This window comes from Bacillus manliponensis (genome assembly GCF_000712595.1).
In the GTDB taxonomy this organism is placed as follows: domain Bacteria; phylum Bacillota; class Bacilli; order Bacillales; family Bacillaceae_G; genus Bacillus_A; species Bacillus_A manliponensis.
Genome location: NZ_JOTN01000009.1, coordinates 30,190 through 45,130, shown reverse-complemented (window position 1 = coordinate 45,130; position 14,941 = coordinate 30,190). Strand labels below are relative to the sequence as shown.

The following is a 14,941-nucleotide window of genomic DNA, read 5'->3' as shown; positions in this document are numbered from 1 at the left end:
TTTATACCCCCTCCCCTTTCATAACAGAAGGAACAAAAATATCATATGCCTTGTAAAGAATGAAAAATGGAACATAAAGGAGTAACAGCACAACAACAAACACTTCTGGGAATGGGTATTTAAAAATGAAATAAACAATACCAGGGACGTTAAACAAGTACTCAATCATTAGTAAATTTGAGAACATAAACCAAACGATTGTTTTCGAATAATGAAACATCGTAAATAACACGTTACCTAATATGTGGCGCGTAAAAATGTGATAGAAACTCAATCCTTTTGCACGCGCATATGCGACATAATCTTTGCTTAATTCCGCTTCTACTTGTACTAAAAAAATACGAGTTAACATAATAGTTGGTGGAATACTTAAACAAAGAATCGGCATAAGCATTGATTTTTGATGCATCGTTGTCGCAATGTTAAAGACGACAATACCCGTTGCTTGAAATAGTGCAACAACAAAAATTTGAAAACACATGATGATGAATAAATCTGGGATGGATTCAAAAAGAACGAGAAAAAACTTCATTCTTTTTAAATGATTACGGAAGAAATACACAATGATATAAGTTAAAACGAGTGCACAAACTGTAGATAAGAGTAACGCAAGCATAAATAACGACAGCGACTCCCAATAAAAGCGAAACACCTCTGGAAACAGCGGTCGATTTTGTCCATATGTAATGTTTGCGATATTCAACACATTTCCAACTAACTCAAGAAGCGAAGTAAAATATCCTTCTATATCAACTTTCATTCCTTTGAATAAGCTTGGTAGTGAACTTAAGCAAAGGATGCCAGCGATTGCGAGTAAAAGCTGGATAATAGCGGTTGTCATTTTTTTCATTGTAATAGTGGTCATAGTATTTGATGAATTCCTCCCTTTAACAATTTTTAACTTACATCATTTTTTTGGAAACTACACCCAATCTTATTTCCCATTGCAATACCGTAAATCCTGCATTTTCACTTTTAAAAAACCATTTATATATTATAAAATCCCTCCTGCACAAACAAAAAAACCGCTGCTCCCAGCGGCTTTCACACATACTTACGATGCACCATCTTCCCATCGTAAGAAAACACAACTTTCTTCTTCTCCACAATAGACTCCATGTGCACCGTTCTTCCCCACAATTGATGAATGTACGGAAGAACTTTCTCTAAATATTTTAAATCAAGTTCAATATCTTCATAATAATGTTTAATATATAGTTCTCCATTTTTTAAATGATCTCCATCTTCAACCATGAGGTATGGGAACCCACCATTTGTTCTCATATTTACAAGCTGATCGCGTACATTTTCCCACTCTTTATCAATGACTTTATATTCTTTCCCTTGGCGCTGGAATAAGTACATATCTTCACGCATAACAAGCTCTTTGTTTAAGTAATTTCGCAGGAACGATACGTCCCATTCAATTTCGCGCACTTCAAAGATTTTCTCTCTTCCCGAGTTCGGTTTTACCCCTTGGCGTATCATTTCTTCCGTCGGATTATTGTAGCGTTCCTCAATGTCTTCAAACATTTTAATACCAAGGTAGTATGGATTTATACTCGTTTTTGATGGCTGCACAACACCTGCATTTAACTTCGCGAATTCAATCGCTTCATCTGAGCTTAAATCCATTTCGCGTAGAATGCGTTGGTGCCAATACGAAGCCCAGCCTTCGTTCATGATTTTCGTTTCAAGCTGCGGCCAAAAATATAGCATCTCTTCACGCATCATCGTTAAAATGTCGCGCTGCCAGTCTTCTAACTCACGGCTATATTCCTCAATAAAGAGAAGCAAATCTTTCTCGGGTTTCGGCGGGATTTTCTTTTTCTTTCTTAAATTCGGGAGCTCACGTTTTTTGTTGCGCTCATCTAGGCCCCATAAATCGTCATATGGGCCAGCTCTCTTCACTGATTCTTCCTCTTCATCTTCTATACCCCATGATAATTTTGGTCTAACTAATGATGGATCAATATGTTCTTGAATAGCCAGCACCGCATCTAAAAACATCTCCACTTCTTGTTTTCCATATTTATGTTCATACGCTTTAATTCGGTCTGCCGTTGCCGCCATGCTTTCAACCATATCGCGCTTCGTATTAGAAAAACGGACATTATTTTTAAAGAAATCACAGTGCGCAAGTACGTGTGCAACAATCAATTTATTTTGAATGAGTGAGTTCGTATCTAATAAAAACGCATAACAAGGATTGGAGTTAATTACAAGCTCATAAATTTTACTTAGCCCTAAGTCGTAATGCAGTTTCATTTTGAAAAACTGTTTTCCGAAGCTCCAATGTGAAAAACGCGTCGGCATTCCATACGCACCAAACGTATAAATAATTTCCGCAGGACACACTTCATAACGCATCGGATAAAAATCAAGACCAAAACCTGTCGCAATCTCCGTTATTTCTGAAATGGCATATTCAAGTGCTTTATCTTCACTACTTCTCATCTTGTTCCCTCCTTACACGTTCCTTTATAGAAGTGTATGATGCAGAACAAGCTTTCATGAAAACAAAGCAATAAAACCATTAATAGTTTATTTGTGGATATATACACATCAACTGATTAATGATTTTCTCGCTCACATCCTCTTGTTTTTCAAAAGTATGCAACTCATGACACCAAAACACAACCTCAGTTTCATCATCATCTTCTACCCAAGGCTTTTTAGTGATATACGTTCCATCAAATTGTAATTCCTCATAAGAACAATATTCAAATGCAACATATTTTAACCACCAATAATTTACCTCTTTCTTAATTGCCTGCTCAGTAAAAGTATGAGGTAATTTAAATATTCCAGCTATAACTGTAGGATATAAATTTGGACAATTTGAGTGATAAAATTGCACATTTACAATTACTACTCTTTCAACTCTATTTTGTTGTAATTCATTATTATCTACATATACTCTGCACATAAACTGTGGAAAGAATGTACTATAGTGATCCATCGATTGTCCAATATTTTTACTCGATTCTGTCCCTAATGTATTTCCCAAAAGAGGCGTCAATCCTTCTTTAGATAGCATATTATCAACATCACGAAGCAACAAAATACTGTTATTAACAACTTCCCTTACATTTTGAATTGATACTTTTAAAACTTCCCTAATATCCATCTATTCCTTTCGTCCTCCACCATATTTCCAATTGCTGTGTATTATTGTAGATAAACCATCCCACATATTTTTTAAGCTATCACTACAATATATCCAATTATTCTGTGGAACTTGTTTTATTCCTGATAATCCTATAAAACTATTTAACTCCTTCCTTTCTAATAAAAGTTTCAAGTCAAATAAAATACATTGATCCTGTACCGTTCCACTTTTACTCCACTTACAAACCTCGCTATAAATCATTGACCAAGAAAGCCAAAACAATTGCTTTTTCTCTCTAGGTAAAAGTGCATGTTTAGCACTTTCCGACAAATCCTTGTATGGTATACTCGTATCATTTGTAAGATAAATAAGTGACGTAGCTTTTATTTTTGATGGATGAACAGAAATCCGTTTATAAAATGATTCTTTATATAAATCCTCTAATTCTCTTGCCAATTGGTCTCGTTGATAATTCTGTCTCTCCACCAAATCAACTGTTTCATCTTCCTTACTAGACTTACCTGATAAAAACTTCGCCTCTATACATACAATATGATATGTAGAATCCTCATTCTCTAAGATTGCTAAAACATCAGGTTCGCTGTTTTCTAGCCTTTCCCAAAATAAAAATGTTACTTTCTTTACCACTTCATTTATGCGCAAGAACTCCCCATTCACATTTACACTGCTGTTTAATAACCCAACAAAAAATAATGGAGAAGATAAATAACGCATGCTCCCAATAACTGATGATGTCAATACATCTTCACTGTTACTATAAAACTTTCCTTTAATTTCAGCTTGTAGCATAAATGTATTCCTTTCGAAATTCATCTCTTAATATCGCATATTTAATTAAATTGGCAACAAACAACTTTACATCTCTATGCTTCCATTTAAATTCTCTAGAATGATCTAGCACTCCTAACATAATTTGATTCTCTTCACTCACTAACTCAGGCGCTCGCTGCTTTATAAATTGAATTACTTTATCTTTTTTAACTGCTCCTTTTTTCCCAGCCGTCAAAGCACCATCATGCCATATTGTACATTTTGTTTCTTCTATAGAAACATATTTATCAATACTTAATTGCAAGGAGTTATGACTCTTATCAAAGTCGTCTATTGCAACAACCAAATAAATTATCCCTTTTCGTGTTTTAAAAACAGGATCATCATTTGTCTTTACTGTAGCAAAGACAGACATACTAACCATTTGATGATTCCCTTCCGAATCCTCAACAATAAAATATCGATAATACCCTGTAAAACCCCCACCTGCAGCATTTCCATAGGACATATAACGTAATCCACCATCTTCAATTAAATTCACATCATTAAAAGATTGAGAACGCAACAAATATCTTTGATCTTGTAGTAAACCCATAAAATTAACAATAAAATCATGTGATTGACTAGGTGTATCTTCTCCAATCCATCCCCAATCTTTAAATTCCTCTACTACTTGTGCGGAGTAATTACCATAAAAGGAAGGTCTCTCCCATAATTCATTCATTCTTCCCTGGACAATTTGAAGATTCTGTCTCTCAACTAACCCTTTATAAGATGGGGTGATGGCTAAAGTTTGATATAATTTGGTACTTTCACAATACGCTTGAAAAATAGTTTCGATCCCATTAGTAACCATAATCATATCTGCAAAAATCATTTCATCGTAACGAATCACCTGATTAAAAATATTTTCTGTTAGTGGAACATGATTTGCTTTACATTCTAGAATTAAAACAGGTATAAGTTCATTGTCCTGTTCACCATAAACAATAATATCCGCTCTTCCTTTTAAATCTTTCTTAAAATAAGACATCGGTACTTCAACCTCAATATACTCAGTTGGTACTTGCATATCTTTAATTAAAAACTGAATAACTTGTTGTCTTACCATTTCTTCTGGAGTAATTAGAATTAGCTTCTTTCTAATTGGATCAAAAAAACATTCTTGTCCGTTTCTTATAAATACTTTTGGAAGTTCATATTTGCTATATGTGATAATTTGATGCATCCCCCTCACCCAATCCTTTTAGACATAATAATAAGCCTATGTAAAATTACATAAGCTTATTGTTCTTGATTATTCTTCGTCTTCATCCTCAAAATCACGCAAGCTATCAAGCAATTCCTGAAATGATGAACAAACAGGATAAATGGCTTTTTCCATATCTTCTTCCTCGTGCTCCCAAAATACAACAGTTGGTGATTCAGGATTATTCCGATAATCAAAACATAAGAAATTTCCAAACGAGTCTCTTCCAAAAGGATATACTTTATTTACCAATCTATCTTTTATATTCTCATATCTCTGAACAATTGAGTATTGACTTTCTAAATCAAAAGTTAACAAGTTATTGAAAACATTTTCATCTTGTTCAGGTATATCAAATATTTTTGGACGTGGATAACCACCATCATATTTCTTCACACACTCAATAAAATCACTAGGAAATTTAATATCAAAGTATTGCTCCACTCGCTGAATGTGTTCATCTGTAATTTCCGTTTTACCTACGCCAATCCAAGTAACCTTACTCATACATAATCCTCCTTATTTATCACTATCTTTCCCCCAAATTCTATATCCACCTGTATGTCCAGTTTTCTCATGTAAATAAGAATCTACGAGTTGCATACGACCTGTGTCTTGATGGTGATGCCATGTAAACCTATCAGGCACTTCCCCATGTTTAAAGAGCTCTATTTCTTCTTCTGTAAAATTCGAAGCTAATTTAGGATCTTTTATTATTTGTTCATATAATGCTTTACTGCATATTCTATCATGTGTTGATCTCGATTTTTTGAAATCTTTTTCTTTTAGTGTTACTTCACCTTTAGCTTCAAAAATCGGGAAGCCATCAGCATCATACGGTATACCTGTAACTGGATGCTTACCTCCCGCTAAATCACCCATTCTTAATCGAATTGTTTTTGGACCATCTGCACCTTCATAAGTGTACGTTGCTGCTTTCTGATAATAATGCTGTGTACTTCCAATACCTGAAAAATTAGGCTGTAAATGTGGAAGGATTTTTTGAAGGGCTGTGTCTGCTTTATTCATTTCTTTTATTAACGTTAAACCTTTGGTAACAGTATTTGATCCACCAGATCCTTTTACACCTTTTGTAATTAGTCCCACTTGCCCTAACCCTTTATCACCAATGATACCGATCCCCACATGTGTTAATGCATAAGTAATCCACCGTGTTGCACTTTCCACATCACCATTTATCACATCTCGCTTAAAAGAATCTGAAAATGTATGCCACATTCCCTGTACAGTCTCATTCAAATGCAAAATATTGTATGCTGTGTTTATTACTGTTCCTAAATCTGGATTACTTAAAGTTTTCCATCCTTCAATTTCATCCCCAACCGCTTGTCCTGAACCCATTTGGATACTATTACTAATTTTTTTTGTAGTTTCGAATGCTTGTTCAGTAAAATCTACAGTTTTGTCCCAAATATCTTCAGCAGCATCTATTTTTTCTTTTGTGCTTTCTACAATATTTCCCCATATTTCTTCAATAATAGATTCTTTAGGTGAGTATTTTTTTATTTTGTTGTTGGCTTCCTTTATTTTTTCTTCTGTAATCGCTTGAATCGGTTTTATCCATTCCATATTCAATTCTTTCGTACTAAATGTACCACTTACTGGACTAAATCCTTTTCCACTTTGGACTTCTGCCAGTCCTTTTGCAATGTTAGCTGCTAACGCCATTGCAGTCGCGTAATTATCGCTAGACGACACATTAAATTGATACAAACGTTCTAACTTATCTTCTAATTTCCGTTTCATTGCATAATAGACTTGAAGTAACGCATCCATTCCTGACATATGCGCACTCATCGATTGAACTTCCGCTATCATGCGTTCAAGTTCTCGAATTTGTTCGAGTATTTCTTGTTCAATCACATCTACAGTAGCAACCTCTGCTTGAAAGTCAGTTGGAAACGCATTATTTTGATGAATTAACTCTTCACACAAATATATAATCCCTTGAGCTAAAGGACGGAAGGTTTGCAAGAAGTACATTTTCGCACTGTCATACGTTTTCCCTTGCAAAACTGCATCGCCTACAAAACTATCAATTGATTGAATAACCTGTTCCATACTTTCAATGATCGCATTACATGAAGCATTCATGCTCTCAGTTTGAGCTTGTACTTCTCCTAAATACATATTCAAACTCATGATCTCATCTCCTGATTAAAATGGTAAAGCTTACTTTTTAAAACATCTAAGCTTTAATAATAAAAAATCACCCATAAATCTTATTGGATAATTACCGTCCAAGCTTTTCAATTATCACATCCACTTTATATTCCGCTGATTTTTCCAGTGCATGTTTTAATAAATCTAAGAATATTGTGCCTTGAATCATATGATAATTTGCTAGACTAGTTATTTTATTAGGAATTTTATCTTTCCAAGGTGGCTGTTTAGATACATTTTCAATATCCCAAACTACTTCTGATGGAGATAATTTATTCAATACTCCTCTAATTTCTTCTACATTCCGCAAAGCTTCGGGAGCATCCTTCCAATTTAATTTTTTAAAATATAGGTCTTGCATCAATAATGGATATTTCGTTCCCCATCCCTCAGGTTCTGTATGGTATGAAATTGTTGAGAAAAAACTATGTAAGAAATCAGGGTGTCCAGCTTCATAAAAAAATATATCTACAGAAAACCCTACCGCCATTCGCTTACATCCTTCCCCCAGTATTTTTTATTTCAAATTTTCTTAATGGATACTCTAGTGAAGATCTTTTATGTATTTCTAAGAAGTACCTTGTAACTTGCACACTTCTCGCTACTTATTCTAGATGTCCTATTGCGACCTCTTCTAACAGGAAAATTACAACATATTTACCTTTTCATTATGATGTCAGTTTCACTTTTCAAACAAGAAATAATTACTGTGAATTTGACTAACCTTCTCCAATCTAAGAAAGCTTCATAGCCTTTTATTTCTACATTCACATAAAACGTTTAATAAGATAAATAAAACAAATACATCTTTTGATAAGTAAGTATATGAATCGAATTACTTACAGTACAAAAAGCACCTTAGCAATACGAAGCCTAGCCTTCTTCACTGATTCTTCCTCTTCATCTTCTATACCCCATGATAATTTTGGTCTAACTAATGACGGATCAATATGTTCTTAAGAGATTTCACACACAATTAATAGAATTATGTTAACATTTAGTGATATTAACAATATCAAGGAGGACATAGTAAATGAGCATAAGTGTTTTCACACATGAAGAAATCATGCAGCAACTAAATGACTTTTATCAATTGATGTTATCACAGCAATTAGCCCAAGCAGCACAGTTAAAAAAAGAAATCGATGAAAAAATCGAACAACTAAAATATGAAAAAGAAGAAGAAAAACAGCATCAAAATCTATTATTATATTATTCTTTACTAGATTTTAAATATAGATTGCTCACTAACCGATTAAGTATTCGAAAAGATAGTTTCGATTCAATTAATTCTATTAATGACGCAACAGATAAATTTACAGCGTATTATTATCACTTCTTCAAAGCTGAACATGCTTTACTGTTTAGCAATTACAATGAAGCTAGAAAACAATACGAAGAAGCGGAGAAATTATTACAATATATTTCTGATGAGTTAGAACATGCCGAATTCAATCAAAAATTAGCAGTACTGTATCATACCTCTAACATGCTGACATCCATTGACTACGCTACAAAGGCAAAAGGAATTTTTGCGAAACATCCTGGATATGAAGTGAAAGTTGCCTCTTGTGAAAACACGTTAGGAACTGTTTGCATCCTCTTAAAACAATTCAAAGAAGCAGAAGAACATTTACATCGCGCAATCGATATTTTACAAAAACAAAAGGAAGAAAAATTAATTTTAGTTGTCCGACATAATTTAGGTTGGTTATATGCAACACAAAATTTATCTCAGCTAGCAATTCGTCACTTATCAGAAGTTACAGAAAAAGTTCCACATCATTTCAAAGCAATATTCTTACAAGCACGTGAGCATTATAAATTAGCAGAAACCAATATAGCACAAGAACTTATTGAAAAAGGTGTAAAAGTTTGTCATAATCTAGAAAATGAAGAATATATATACCATTTCAATATTTTACGTTCATTAAATGAAGGAAAACCTATTGAATCTGTAGAAAATGAAATAAAACGAGGAATTTCTTATTTCGAAAAACAAGGATTATGGAATTTCATAGAAGACTATGGAGAATTGTTAGCTTTCGAATTTCGTAAATTAAAGAACCATAAAAAAGTTAGCGATTACTTCGATGTATGCTACAAAGCGAAACAAAAAATATTAAGTAAAGGGGCTCCAGAATAATGAAAAAAATTTCATTAACAACATTAGGATTCGTAATGGCTTTAGCAATCGGTTTAAATTATGGTGCTGATTCACAACATACTTTAAAACATCAAGAAGTAAAACAATCCTCACATGGAGACCATTTTTAATTCATACACAAAAGAGGCTTCTTAACGAAGTCTCTTTTATTGTGTTAGCGTAGATAAAGTGAAACTTCACTCAGTGGGGTCTTCTTCATCCCCCACTGAGTGTTAGCCCGACCAATCGGGCTTTTACGGGCTGTTTATCTCCCACCTAAACTTCTTCGCTTTTTCTCAAGCTTTGAGGTGGGAGTTTTACAGCCCGCAAATAGCGGGATAAACCTCTCCTCACTACAGACCTGACTTATAATATGGTAAAATATTCATATAAAGTGTATATTGGGGGGATTACAAATGAAATGGGACGTGAAACGTGATCGTGGATATTGGTATATGATTTTTTGGGTTATCATTGTGTGTACGGTGCCGTTATCGCTTCCACTGTGGCTAGACGACACACTATCGTTTACAGATCAAATCATCCTCATTAGTATAATTGTAGCCTTTGATTTATTTATACTCTGGATGGTTGTAGATATTCGTTACGAATTTCGTGAAGAAAGCTTTTATGCAAAGTGTGGGCCATTCCGAAGCAATATTCCATATAAAAATATCACAAAAGTAAATAAAACAGATGATATGCTGTTTGGATTTCGCCTTGCAGCTTCTCTTCGCGGCATAGAAATTCACTATCCAAAAGGAATGCTAGGCAGTGTAAAAATATCACCAAAAGATGAAAAAGCATTTATTGAAACGTTGCTGTCAAAATGCCCTCATTTAGCGAGAAATGAATATATAAGCAAATAACCCCACTTTTTCTTAAGTGGGGTTTTACCTTCTATTTATCCTTCAATTATCTCTAACTTTTCTGTAATTGGTGTACGCTCTTTTCCTTCTGGTGTTTTATCAAAGTAACCAACATGAAGAATACCAGCGATGCGCTGACCTTTCGTTAATCCGATATTTTTCATAAATACTGGGTTGTAAATAAGTCCACCTGATTTCCATACTGTACCTAATTTTTGCTCCCAAGCGAGTAACTGGAAGTTTTGAATGAAAGCACATACAGCTGCAAAGTCTTCATCTCGCTGCACTTGGCGTGGATCTTCGTCCATGTAAACGACAATTTGCGCTCCTGCATTCATAAAGCGGTCTGATAACGTTTGGCCACGTTTTTTTCGATCTTCTTCTGAGAAAGAACTTAACACCGCATCTACTAACGTCTTTTGTCCTTCGCCGATAAATAATTTACACTGCCACGGCTCGCGATGCTGATGGTTCGGTGCCCATGTTGCATCATTTAATAATTGAATAAGTAACTCTTTCTCTACCTCTTTATTTGTAAAAGTACGAACCGATCTTCTCTCTTTAATTACATTTGCAATGGAAGTATAAGTTGTCATCTCTTTTCTCCTTCATCATTTTTTCATCTATATATATCTATATTATTTCTTAGGAAATTACTTTACTGTATGTAGAAAAAATTACTTCTCTCCTTTTGTTTTCAAACATGGTACGTGGCAGTCAAAGGCACTGACCGTTACTATGTTTGGCCAGTCCCTCTCTCCAAACAAAAAGAAATGGTTTTTAATTGACAAAGATTATCATTAACAATTATAAACGAGATTCCTCTTACAACGCAATGTATTTTGTATAATCTTCACCATTACCCAAATACTAACAAATGAATTTTACACAGAGAAGAGAGGGATACTTCATGTTTGGAAACAAAGAGGAAAAACAACATACTAACAGTTCTGTACCTCAGTTTATTCAAACGATGAAAGAGTCATCAGACTTCATGAACTTCCCTATTACAGCTGATGAAACATTATGCTTGTTTTACTTTAAATCTATGATAGAAGAAATAACACTGAAGCAATTTCTTCTTTCTTCAATTAAAGAGCAGTTATCGCATATTGACACAATAGAAGATTTGCGGAACATTGTACCAATCGAAAATATTATAATTTCCCCTTCACTCAGTGATATTCGCGAGAAACTGCTTAGCGGTTTCATCCTATTAAGACTGAAAAAATGCGAAAACAAGGCGAGTTATGCCCTTATTCGAGCTGAAAGCACAATTCCCGGTATACGAGTTTATAACGATACCGAGAATGAATATAGCGTAATTGGACCGAAAACTGGATTCGTTGAAAGTCTTGATGTGAATTTGCATTTACTACGGAAAAGTATTGTAACGGAACAACTTGTCTTTAAAGAAATTGTAGTTGGTTCTTTATCAAAATCAAAAGTAGTCATCGCCTATTTAGAAAACGTTACGAACGAGCAACACATCAATACCGTTACAGAGAGGCTTGAAAGTCTTGATATTGATATACCATTTGATGCAACAATGCTAGAACAACTCATCAGCGATAATAGTAACTCACCATTTCCTTTCCTCTTATCAACAGAGCGACTTGACCGTGCAACATATTCATTATCGTCTGGTGAAGTACTAATTTTAATAGATGGCTCACCATATGCTTTAGCTGGTCCAGCTACCTTGTTCGATTTTTTCGTATCACCAGAAGATTTTTATTTACCTTGGATTATTGGGACATTCTTTCGAATCATCCGTATGTTCGGGGCGTTCTTTTCAATCTTTTCTTCCCCAATCTATATAGCAATCTTAACGTATCACTATCAAATGATCCCTAAAGACTTAATGGGACCAATTATTTTCTCACGGGCGAATGTACCCTTTCCGCCCATATTAGAAGTGTTATTTCTCGAAATTACAATTGAATTACTTAGAGAGGCTGGAGCCCGTCTTCCAACAAAAGTAGGACAAACACTTGGCATTGTAGGTGGAATTGTCATCGGTCAAGCATCTGTAGAAGCAGCATTAACAAGTACCATTTTACTAATTGCCGTTTCGTTATCAGCACTTGCTGCTTTTACGACGCCAACGATAAAAATGACATATACCATTCGTATAATTCGCTTTCCACTTATTTTGCTGGCAGGTATGTTTGGTGGATTGGGCTTAATTATTGGGTTTGTTGTGATTTTAACACACTTAATTCGCTTAAAATCACTTGGTTCTCCTTACTTAGTTCCAATTTATCCATTTCGAAATATTCCAACTAGCAGCACCTTCATTCGCTTTCCGTTTTCCATGACTAGTGGGCGTACCCGTCATTTAAGACCAAAGTCCCTTTGGAGATACAATCCTCAAAAAGCAAAAACGAAACGTGATGGTGAATAAGAATGAAGCGAATTTTATTATTATGGATTACATGTTTCTTACTTGTTGGATGCGCACAACCTCAAATTGTTGATGAAAATAGAATTGTTCATGTCGCTGGGTTTGATACGGAAGGAAAAAGTATTAACGGAACGATTTTATACCCTGAATATACACATGGTGTGGAAACAAAACCACAAATGCAGTCAACCACTGCGCAAACATTTGAAACAATAACGTCTCATTTAAGCTCCGAATCGCCTTATAAAATTGTACTTGGACAAATGAGTACGTTGTTATTTGGGAAATCTGTTGCCCAAAACGGAATATCTGATATTGTTGAAAACTTGCTCAGAAATCCAGATATCGGAAGGGATGTGCAATTAGCTGTTGTAGATGGTTCTGCCGAAAAATTACTAAACAACGTAGTAAAAAATGATTCATTATACTTAACTCAATTAATTGAACAAAATATAAAAAATGAAAGCATTCCACGTACAAATTTACACGTCTTTCTTTATGATTATTTTTCATTTTTAAGTGATCCATTTGTCCCGCATATTCAAAAAAAAGAACAGGGTTCCGTGGCCGTTACAGGACTAGCCTTTTTTAAAGAAGATAAAGTTGTTATGTACGTGAACCAACAAGATGCATTTTTAGTGAAACTTCTTGTCACCCCAACACAAAATGGGCGTTATGAAATGACATTGAAAAAAGAAGGTAAAAAAGGAACAATTGTTATTCAAAATTTACTTGGAGGCAGTACGTTCTATGTTACACAAGATGGAGCATCTCCAAACGTTAAAATCACATTACAATTAGACGGTTTAATCGAAAAGGCTCCTGCCTGGATAAATTTAACGAAGAAAAAAGATATTTTATATATTAAACGTCAATTAGAAAAAACGTTAGAAAAAAAGTTATTAACGCTCGCTCGTCGCTTTCAAGAAAAAGAAATTGATCCACTTGGTATACGTGAAGAAATTAGAAGTCGTTCAAGAAAATGGGATAGCAAACAAATCCGGAACATGTATCCTTCTATATCCATCACTGTGAAGGCGAAAGTAAACGTTGTACAGTCCGGCATTGGAGAGTAACGAGGTGATACGATGGAAAGTAAAACAATGACTGTCTCCCCTTATTTTATGTTTTTTCTAATCCACTCTCTTCAAATTGGAGTAGGGGTACTAGGGTTTCAGCGCATCATTATTAAACCAGCTGGTTACGATGCTTGGATTTCGATTATTGTAATTGGACTTGTCACACACGTCGTTCTCTTTTTTATGCTGAAAATGCTTGAAAAAGAGAATGATTTAATTCACATTCATACAACATGTTTTGGAAAATGGCTTGGGACATTTTTCACTTTATGTTTCACCGCTTATTTTTTATTAGCTTCACTAACCGTTTTACGAACATATATTGAAGTTATCCAAGTTTGGGTATTTCCTACCATTAAACTATGGCACATTACACTCATTTTTATTTTCGTAATGTATTACATTTTAGCTGGCGGGTTTCGTTCTGTAACTGGCATTTGCTTCTTTGGTGTTGTTTTACCTCTTTTTGTTGTCCTTTTTTTAGGATTTCCACTGCAATATGCGAATTTTCGTAACGTGTTACCTATTTTTACACATTCAACTACTGATATTTTACAATCGGCTAAAGAAGTATCCCTAGAATATCTTGGATTTGAAGCAGTGCTCTTATTTTATCCATTCATTCGAAAAGAAAAAAGCATAAATAAATGGGCTCATCTTGGGGTTTTGTTTACTACTTTTCTGTATGTAATTGTTGCGCTAATTTCTTTCTTTTACTTTAGTGAGGGCCTTTTAAAACATACAATTTGGCCAACACTTGCCATGCTTAAAATTATTAAAATTCCTTTCGTCCAAAGGTTTGAATATGTAATCATCTTTTTTTGGTTACTCATTATTTTACCGAATCTTTGCGTGACAGTTTGGGCTGCTTGTCAAACGATAAAACGGTCATTCCATATCCCATTTAAAATTATATTACCGCTTTTCCTTACAGTCCTTTACATTTCTTGTTTATCTTTTACAAATCGAGAGATGGTGAATACGTTAAATTCTTACATGTCTAACATTGGCTTTTATATCGTATACGCTTATATCCCTTTTCTCTTCTTATGGCATACGCTTCTGTTTCACAGAAAAAACAAAAACCTCCTATAAAAAAGATG

General features: G+C 34.4%; 15 protein-coding genes. 6 read left to right on the top strand and 9 right to left on the bottom strand.

Going from position 1 to position 14,941, the window contains the following annotated elements:
* Nucleotide 1 precedes the first annotated feature (1 nt).
* From BAMA_RS12060 to BAMA_RS12025, 8 genes are all read right to left on the bottom strand, one after another.
* Nucleotides 2–865 carry an ABC transporter permease subunit gene (locus BAMA_RS12060; RefSeq protein ID WP_157405994.1) on the bottom strand — a complete coding sequence of 288 codons (864 nt, stop codon included), beginning with the start codon at nucleotides 863–865 and terminating at the stop codon, nucleotides 2–4.
* A 179-nt stretch (nucleotides 866–1,044) separates the two neighbouring features.
* Nucleotides 1,045–2,457 (bottom strand): SpoVR family protein, encoded by a 1,413-nt coding sequence (locus tag BAMA_RS12055; RefSeq protein ID WP_034639321.1) that lies wholly within the window; start codon nucleotides 2,455–2,457, stop codon nucleotides 1,045–1,047.
* A 79-nt stretch (nucleotides 2,458–2,536) separates the two neighbouring features.
* On the bottom strand, nucleotides 2,537–3,130 hold the full coding sequence (locus tag BAMA_RS12050) for a hypothetical protein (protein ID WP_034639319.1): 594 nt from the start codon (nucleotides 3,128–3,130) through the stop codon (nucleotides 2,537–2,539).
* A complete protein-coding gene (locus BAMA_RS12045) occupies nucleotides 3,131–3,922 on the bottom strand; it encodes a hypothetical protein (RefSeq protein ID WP_034639317.1) in 792 nt (263 codons plus the stop codon).
* Nucleotides 3,909–5,132 carry a type I restriction enzyme HsdR N-terminal domain-containing protein gene (locus BAMA_RS12040; protein WP_034639315.1) on the bottom strand — a complete coding sequence of 408 codons (1,224 nt, stop codon included), beginning with the start codon at nucleotides 5,130–5,132 and terminating at the stop codon, nucleotides 3,909–3,911. The genes BAMA_RS12045 and BAMA_RS12040 overlap by 14 nt, the downstream gene beginning before the upstream one ends.
* Before the next feature lie 69 nt (nucleotides 5,133–5,201).
* Nucleotides 5,202–5,660: an SMI1/KNR4 family protein gene (locus BAMA_RS12035; RefSeq protein ID WP_034639313.1), complete on the bottom strand. Its 459-nt coding sequence runs from the start codon at nucleotides 5,658–5,660 to the stop codon at nucleotides 5,202–5,204.
* A 12-nt stretch (nucleotides 5,661–5,672) separates the two neighbouring features.
* Nucleotides 5,673–7,316, bottom strand: coding sequence for an HNH endonuclease (locus BAMA_RS12030; protein ID WP_034639311.1), 1,644 nt, complete (start codon nucleotides 7,314–7,316; stop codon nucleotides 5,673–5,675).
* A gap of 91 nt (nucleotides 7,317–7,407) precedes the next feature.
* A complete protein-coding gene (locus tag BAMA_RS12025) occupies nucleotides 7,408–7,827 on the bottom strand; it encodes an Imm70 family immunity protein (RefSeq protein ID WP_034639308.1) in 420 nt (139 codons plus the stop codon).
* Between the two features lie 543 nt (nucleotides 7,828–8,370).
* Between BAMA_RS12025 and BAMA_RS12020 the strand changes: the two genes are divergently transcribed.
* From BAMA_RS12020 to BAMA_RS12015, 3 genes are all read left to right on the top strand, one after another.
* A complete protein-coding gene (locus tag BAMA_RS12020; protein ID WP_034639307.1) occupies nucleotides 8,371–9,483 on the top strand; it encodes a response regulator aspartate phosphatase in 1,113 nt (370 codons plus the stop codon).
* Nucleotides 9,483–9,614: a hypothetical protein gene (locus tag BAMA_RS25395; RefSeq protein ID WP_265182724.1), complete on the top strand. Its 132-nt coding sequence runs from the start codon at nucleotides 9,483–9,485 to the stop codon at nucleotides 9,612–9,614. The genes BAMA_RS12020 and BAMA_RS25395 overlap by 1 nt, the downstream gene beginning before the upstream one ends.
* Nucleotides 9,615–9,899: 285 nt before the next feature.
* Nucleotides 9,900–10,352, top strand: a complete 453-nt coding sequence (locus tag BAMA_RS12015) for a PH domain-containing protein (RefSeq protein ID WP_034639305.1) — start codon at nucleotides 9,900–9,902, stop codon at nucleotides 10,350–10,352.
* A 35-nt stretch (nucleotides 10,353–10,387) separates the two neighbouring features.
* Here the strand turns inward: BAMA_RS12015 and BAMA_RS12010 are convergent, their stop codons facing one another.
* Entirely contained in the window at nucleotides 10,388–10,948 is a 561-nt protein-coding gene (locus BAMA_RS12010) for a nitroreductase family protein (RefSeq protein ID WP_034639304.1), read from the bottom strand.
* 314 nt (nucleotides 10,949–11,262) lie between these two features.
* Between BAMA_RS12010 and BAMA_RS12005 the strand changes: the two genes are divergently transcribed.
* Genes BAMA_RS12005 through BAMA_RS11995 form a run of 3 tightly spaced genes read left to right on the top strand, consistent with a single transcriptional unit; the run spans nucleotide 11,263 to nucleotide 14,933 of the window.
* Nucleotides 11,263–12,759 carry a spore germination protein gene (locus tag BAMA_RS12005; protein WP_034639303.1) on the top strand — a complete coding sequence of 499 codons (1,497 nt, stop codon included), beginning with the start codon at nucleotides 11,263–11,265 and terminating at the stop codon, nucleotides 12,757–12,759.
* A gap of 2 nt (nucleotides 12,760–12,761) precedes the next feature.
* Nucleotides 12,762–13,835, top strand: a complete 1,074-nt coding sequence (locus tag BAMA_RS12000) for a Ger(x)C family spore germination protein (protein ID WP_034639301.1) — start codon at nucleotides 12,762–12,764, stop codon at nucleotides 13,833–13,835.
* Nucleotides 13,836–13,847: 12 nt separating this feature from the next.
* Entirely contained in the window at nucleotides 13,848–14,933 is a 1,086-nt protein-coding gene (locus BAMA_RS11995; protein ID WP_034639299.1) for a GerAB/ArcD/ProY family transporter, read from the top strand.
* Nucleotides 14,934–14,941 lie beyond the last annotated feature (8 nt).

Bases quoted from the DNA above. Each gene is read 5' to 3' on its own strand.
- BAMA_RS11995 (WP_034639299.1), top strand. From the start codon at position 13,848: ATGGAAAGTAAAACAATGACTGTCTCCCCTTATTTTATGTTTTTTCTA.
- BAMA_RS12060 (WP_157405994.1), bottom strand. From the start codon at position 865: ATGACCACTATTACAATGAAAAAAATGACAACCGCTATTATCCAGCTT.
- BAMA_RS25395 (WP_265182724.1), top strand. From the start codon at position 9,483: ATGAAAAAAATTTCATTAACAACATTAGGATTCGTAATGGCTTTAGCA.
- BAMA_RS12045 (WP_034639317.1), bottom strand. From the start codon at position 3,922: ATGCTACAAGCTGAAATTAAAGGAAAGTTTTATAGTAACAGTGAAGAT.
- BAMA_RS12050 (WP_034639319.1), bottom strand. From the start codon at position 3,130: ATGGATATTAGGGAAGTTTTAAAAGTATCAATTCAAAATGTAAGGGAA.
- BAMA_RS12005 (WP_034639303.1), top strand. From the start codon at position 11,263: ATGTTTGGAAACAAAGAGGAAAAACAACATACTAACAGTTCTGTACCT.
- BAMA_RS12020 (WP_034639307.1), top strand. From the start codon at position 8,371: ATGAGCATAAGTGTTTTCACACATGAAGAAATCATGCAGCAACTAAAT.
- BAMA_RS12040 (WP_034639315.1), bottom strand. From the start codon at position 5,132: ATGCATCAAATTATCACATATAGCAAATATGAACTTCCAAAAGTATTT.
- BAMA_RS12035 (WP_034639313.1), bottom strand. From the start codon at position 5,660: ATGAGTAAGGTTACTTGGATTGGCGTAGGTAAAACGGAAATTACAGAT.
- BAMA_RS12010 (WP_034639304.1), bottom strand. From the start codon at position 10,948: ATGACAACTTATACTTCCATTGCAAATGTAATTAAAGAGAGAAGATCG.
- BAMA_RS12015 (WP_034639305.1), top strand. From the start codon at position 9,900: ATGAAATGGGACGTGAAACGTGATCGTGGATATTGGTATATGATTTTT.
- BAMA_RS12030 (WP_034639311.1), bottom strand. From the start codon at position 7,316: ATGAGTTTGAATATGTATTTAGGAGAAGTACAAGCTCAAACTGAGAGC.
- BAMA_RS12025 (WP_034639308.1), bottom strand. From the start codon at position 7,827: ATGGCGGTAGGGTTTTCTGTAGATATATTTTTTTATGAAGCTGGACAC.
- BAMA_RS12000 (WP_034639301.1), top strand. From the start codon at position 12,762: ATGAAGCGAATTTTATTATTATGGATTACATGTTTCTTACTTGTTGGA.
- BAMA_RS12055 (WP_034639321.1), bottom strand. From the start codon at position 2,457: ATGAGAAGTAGTGAAGATAAAGCACTTGAATATGCCATTTCAGAAATA.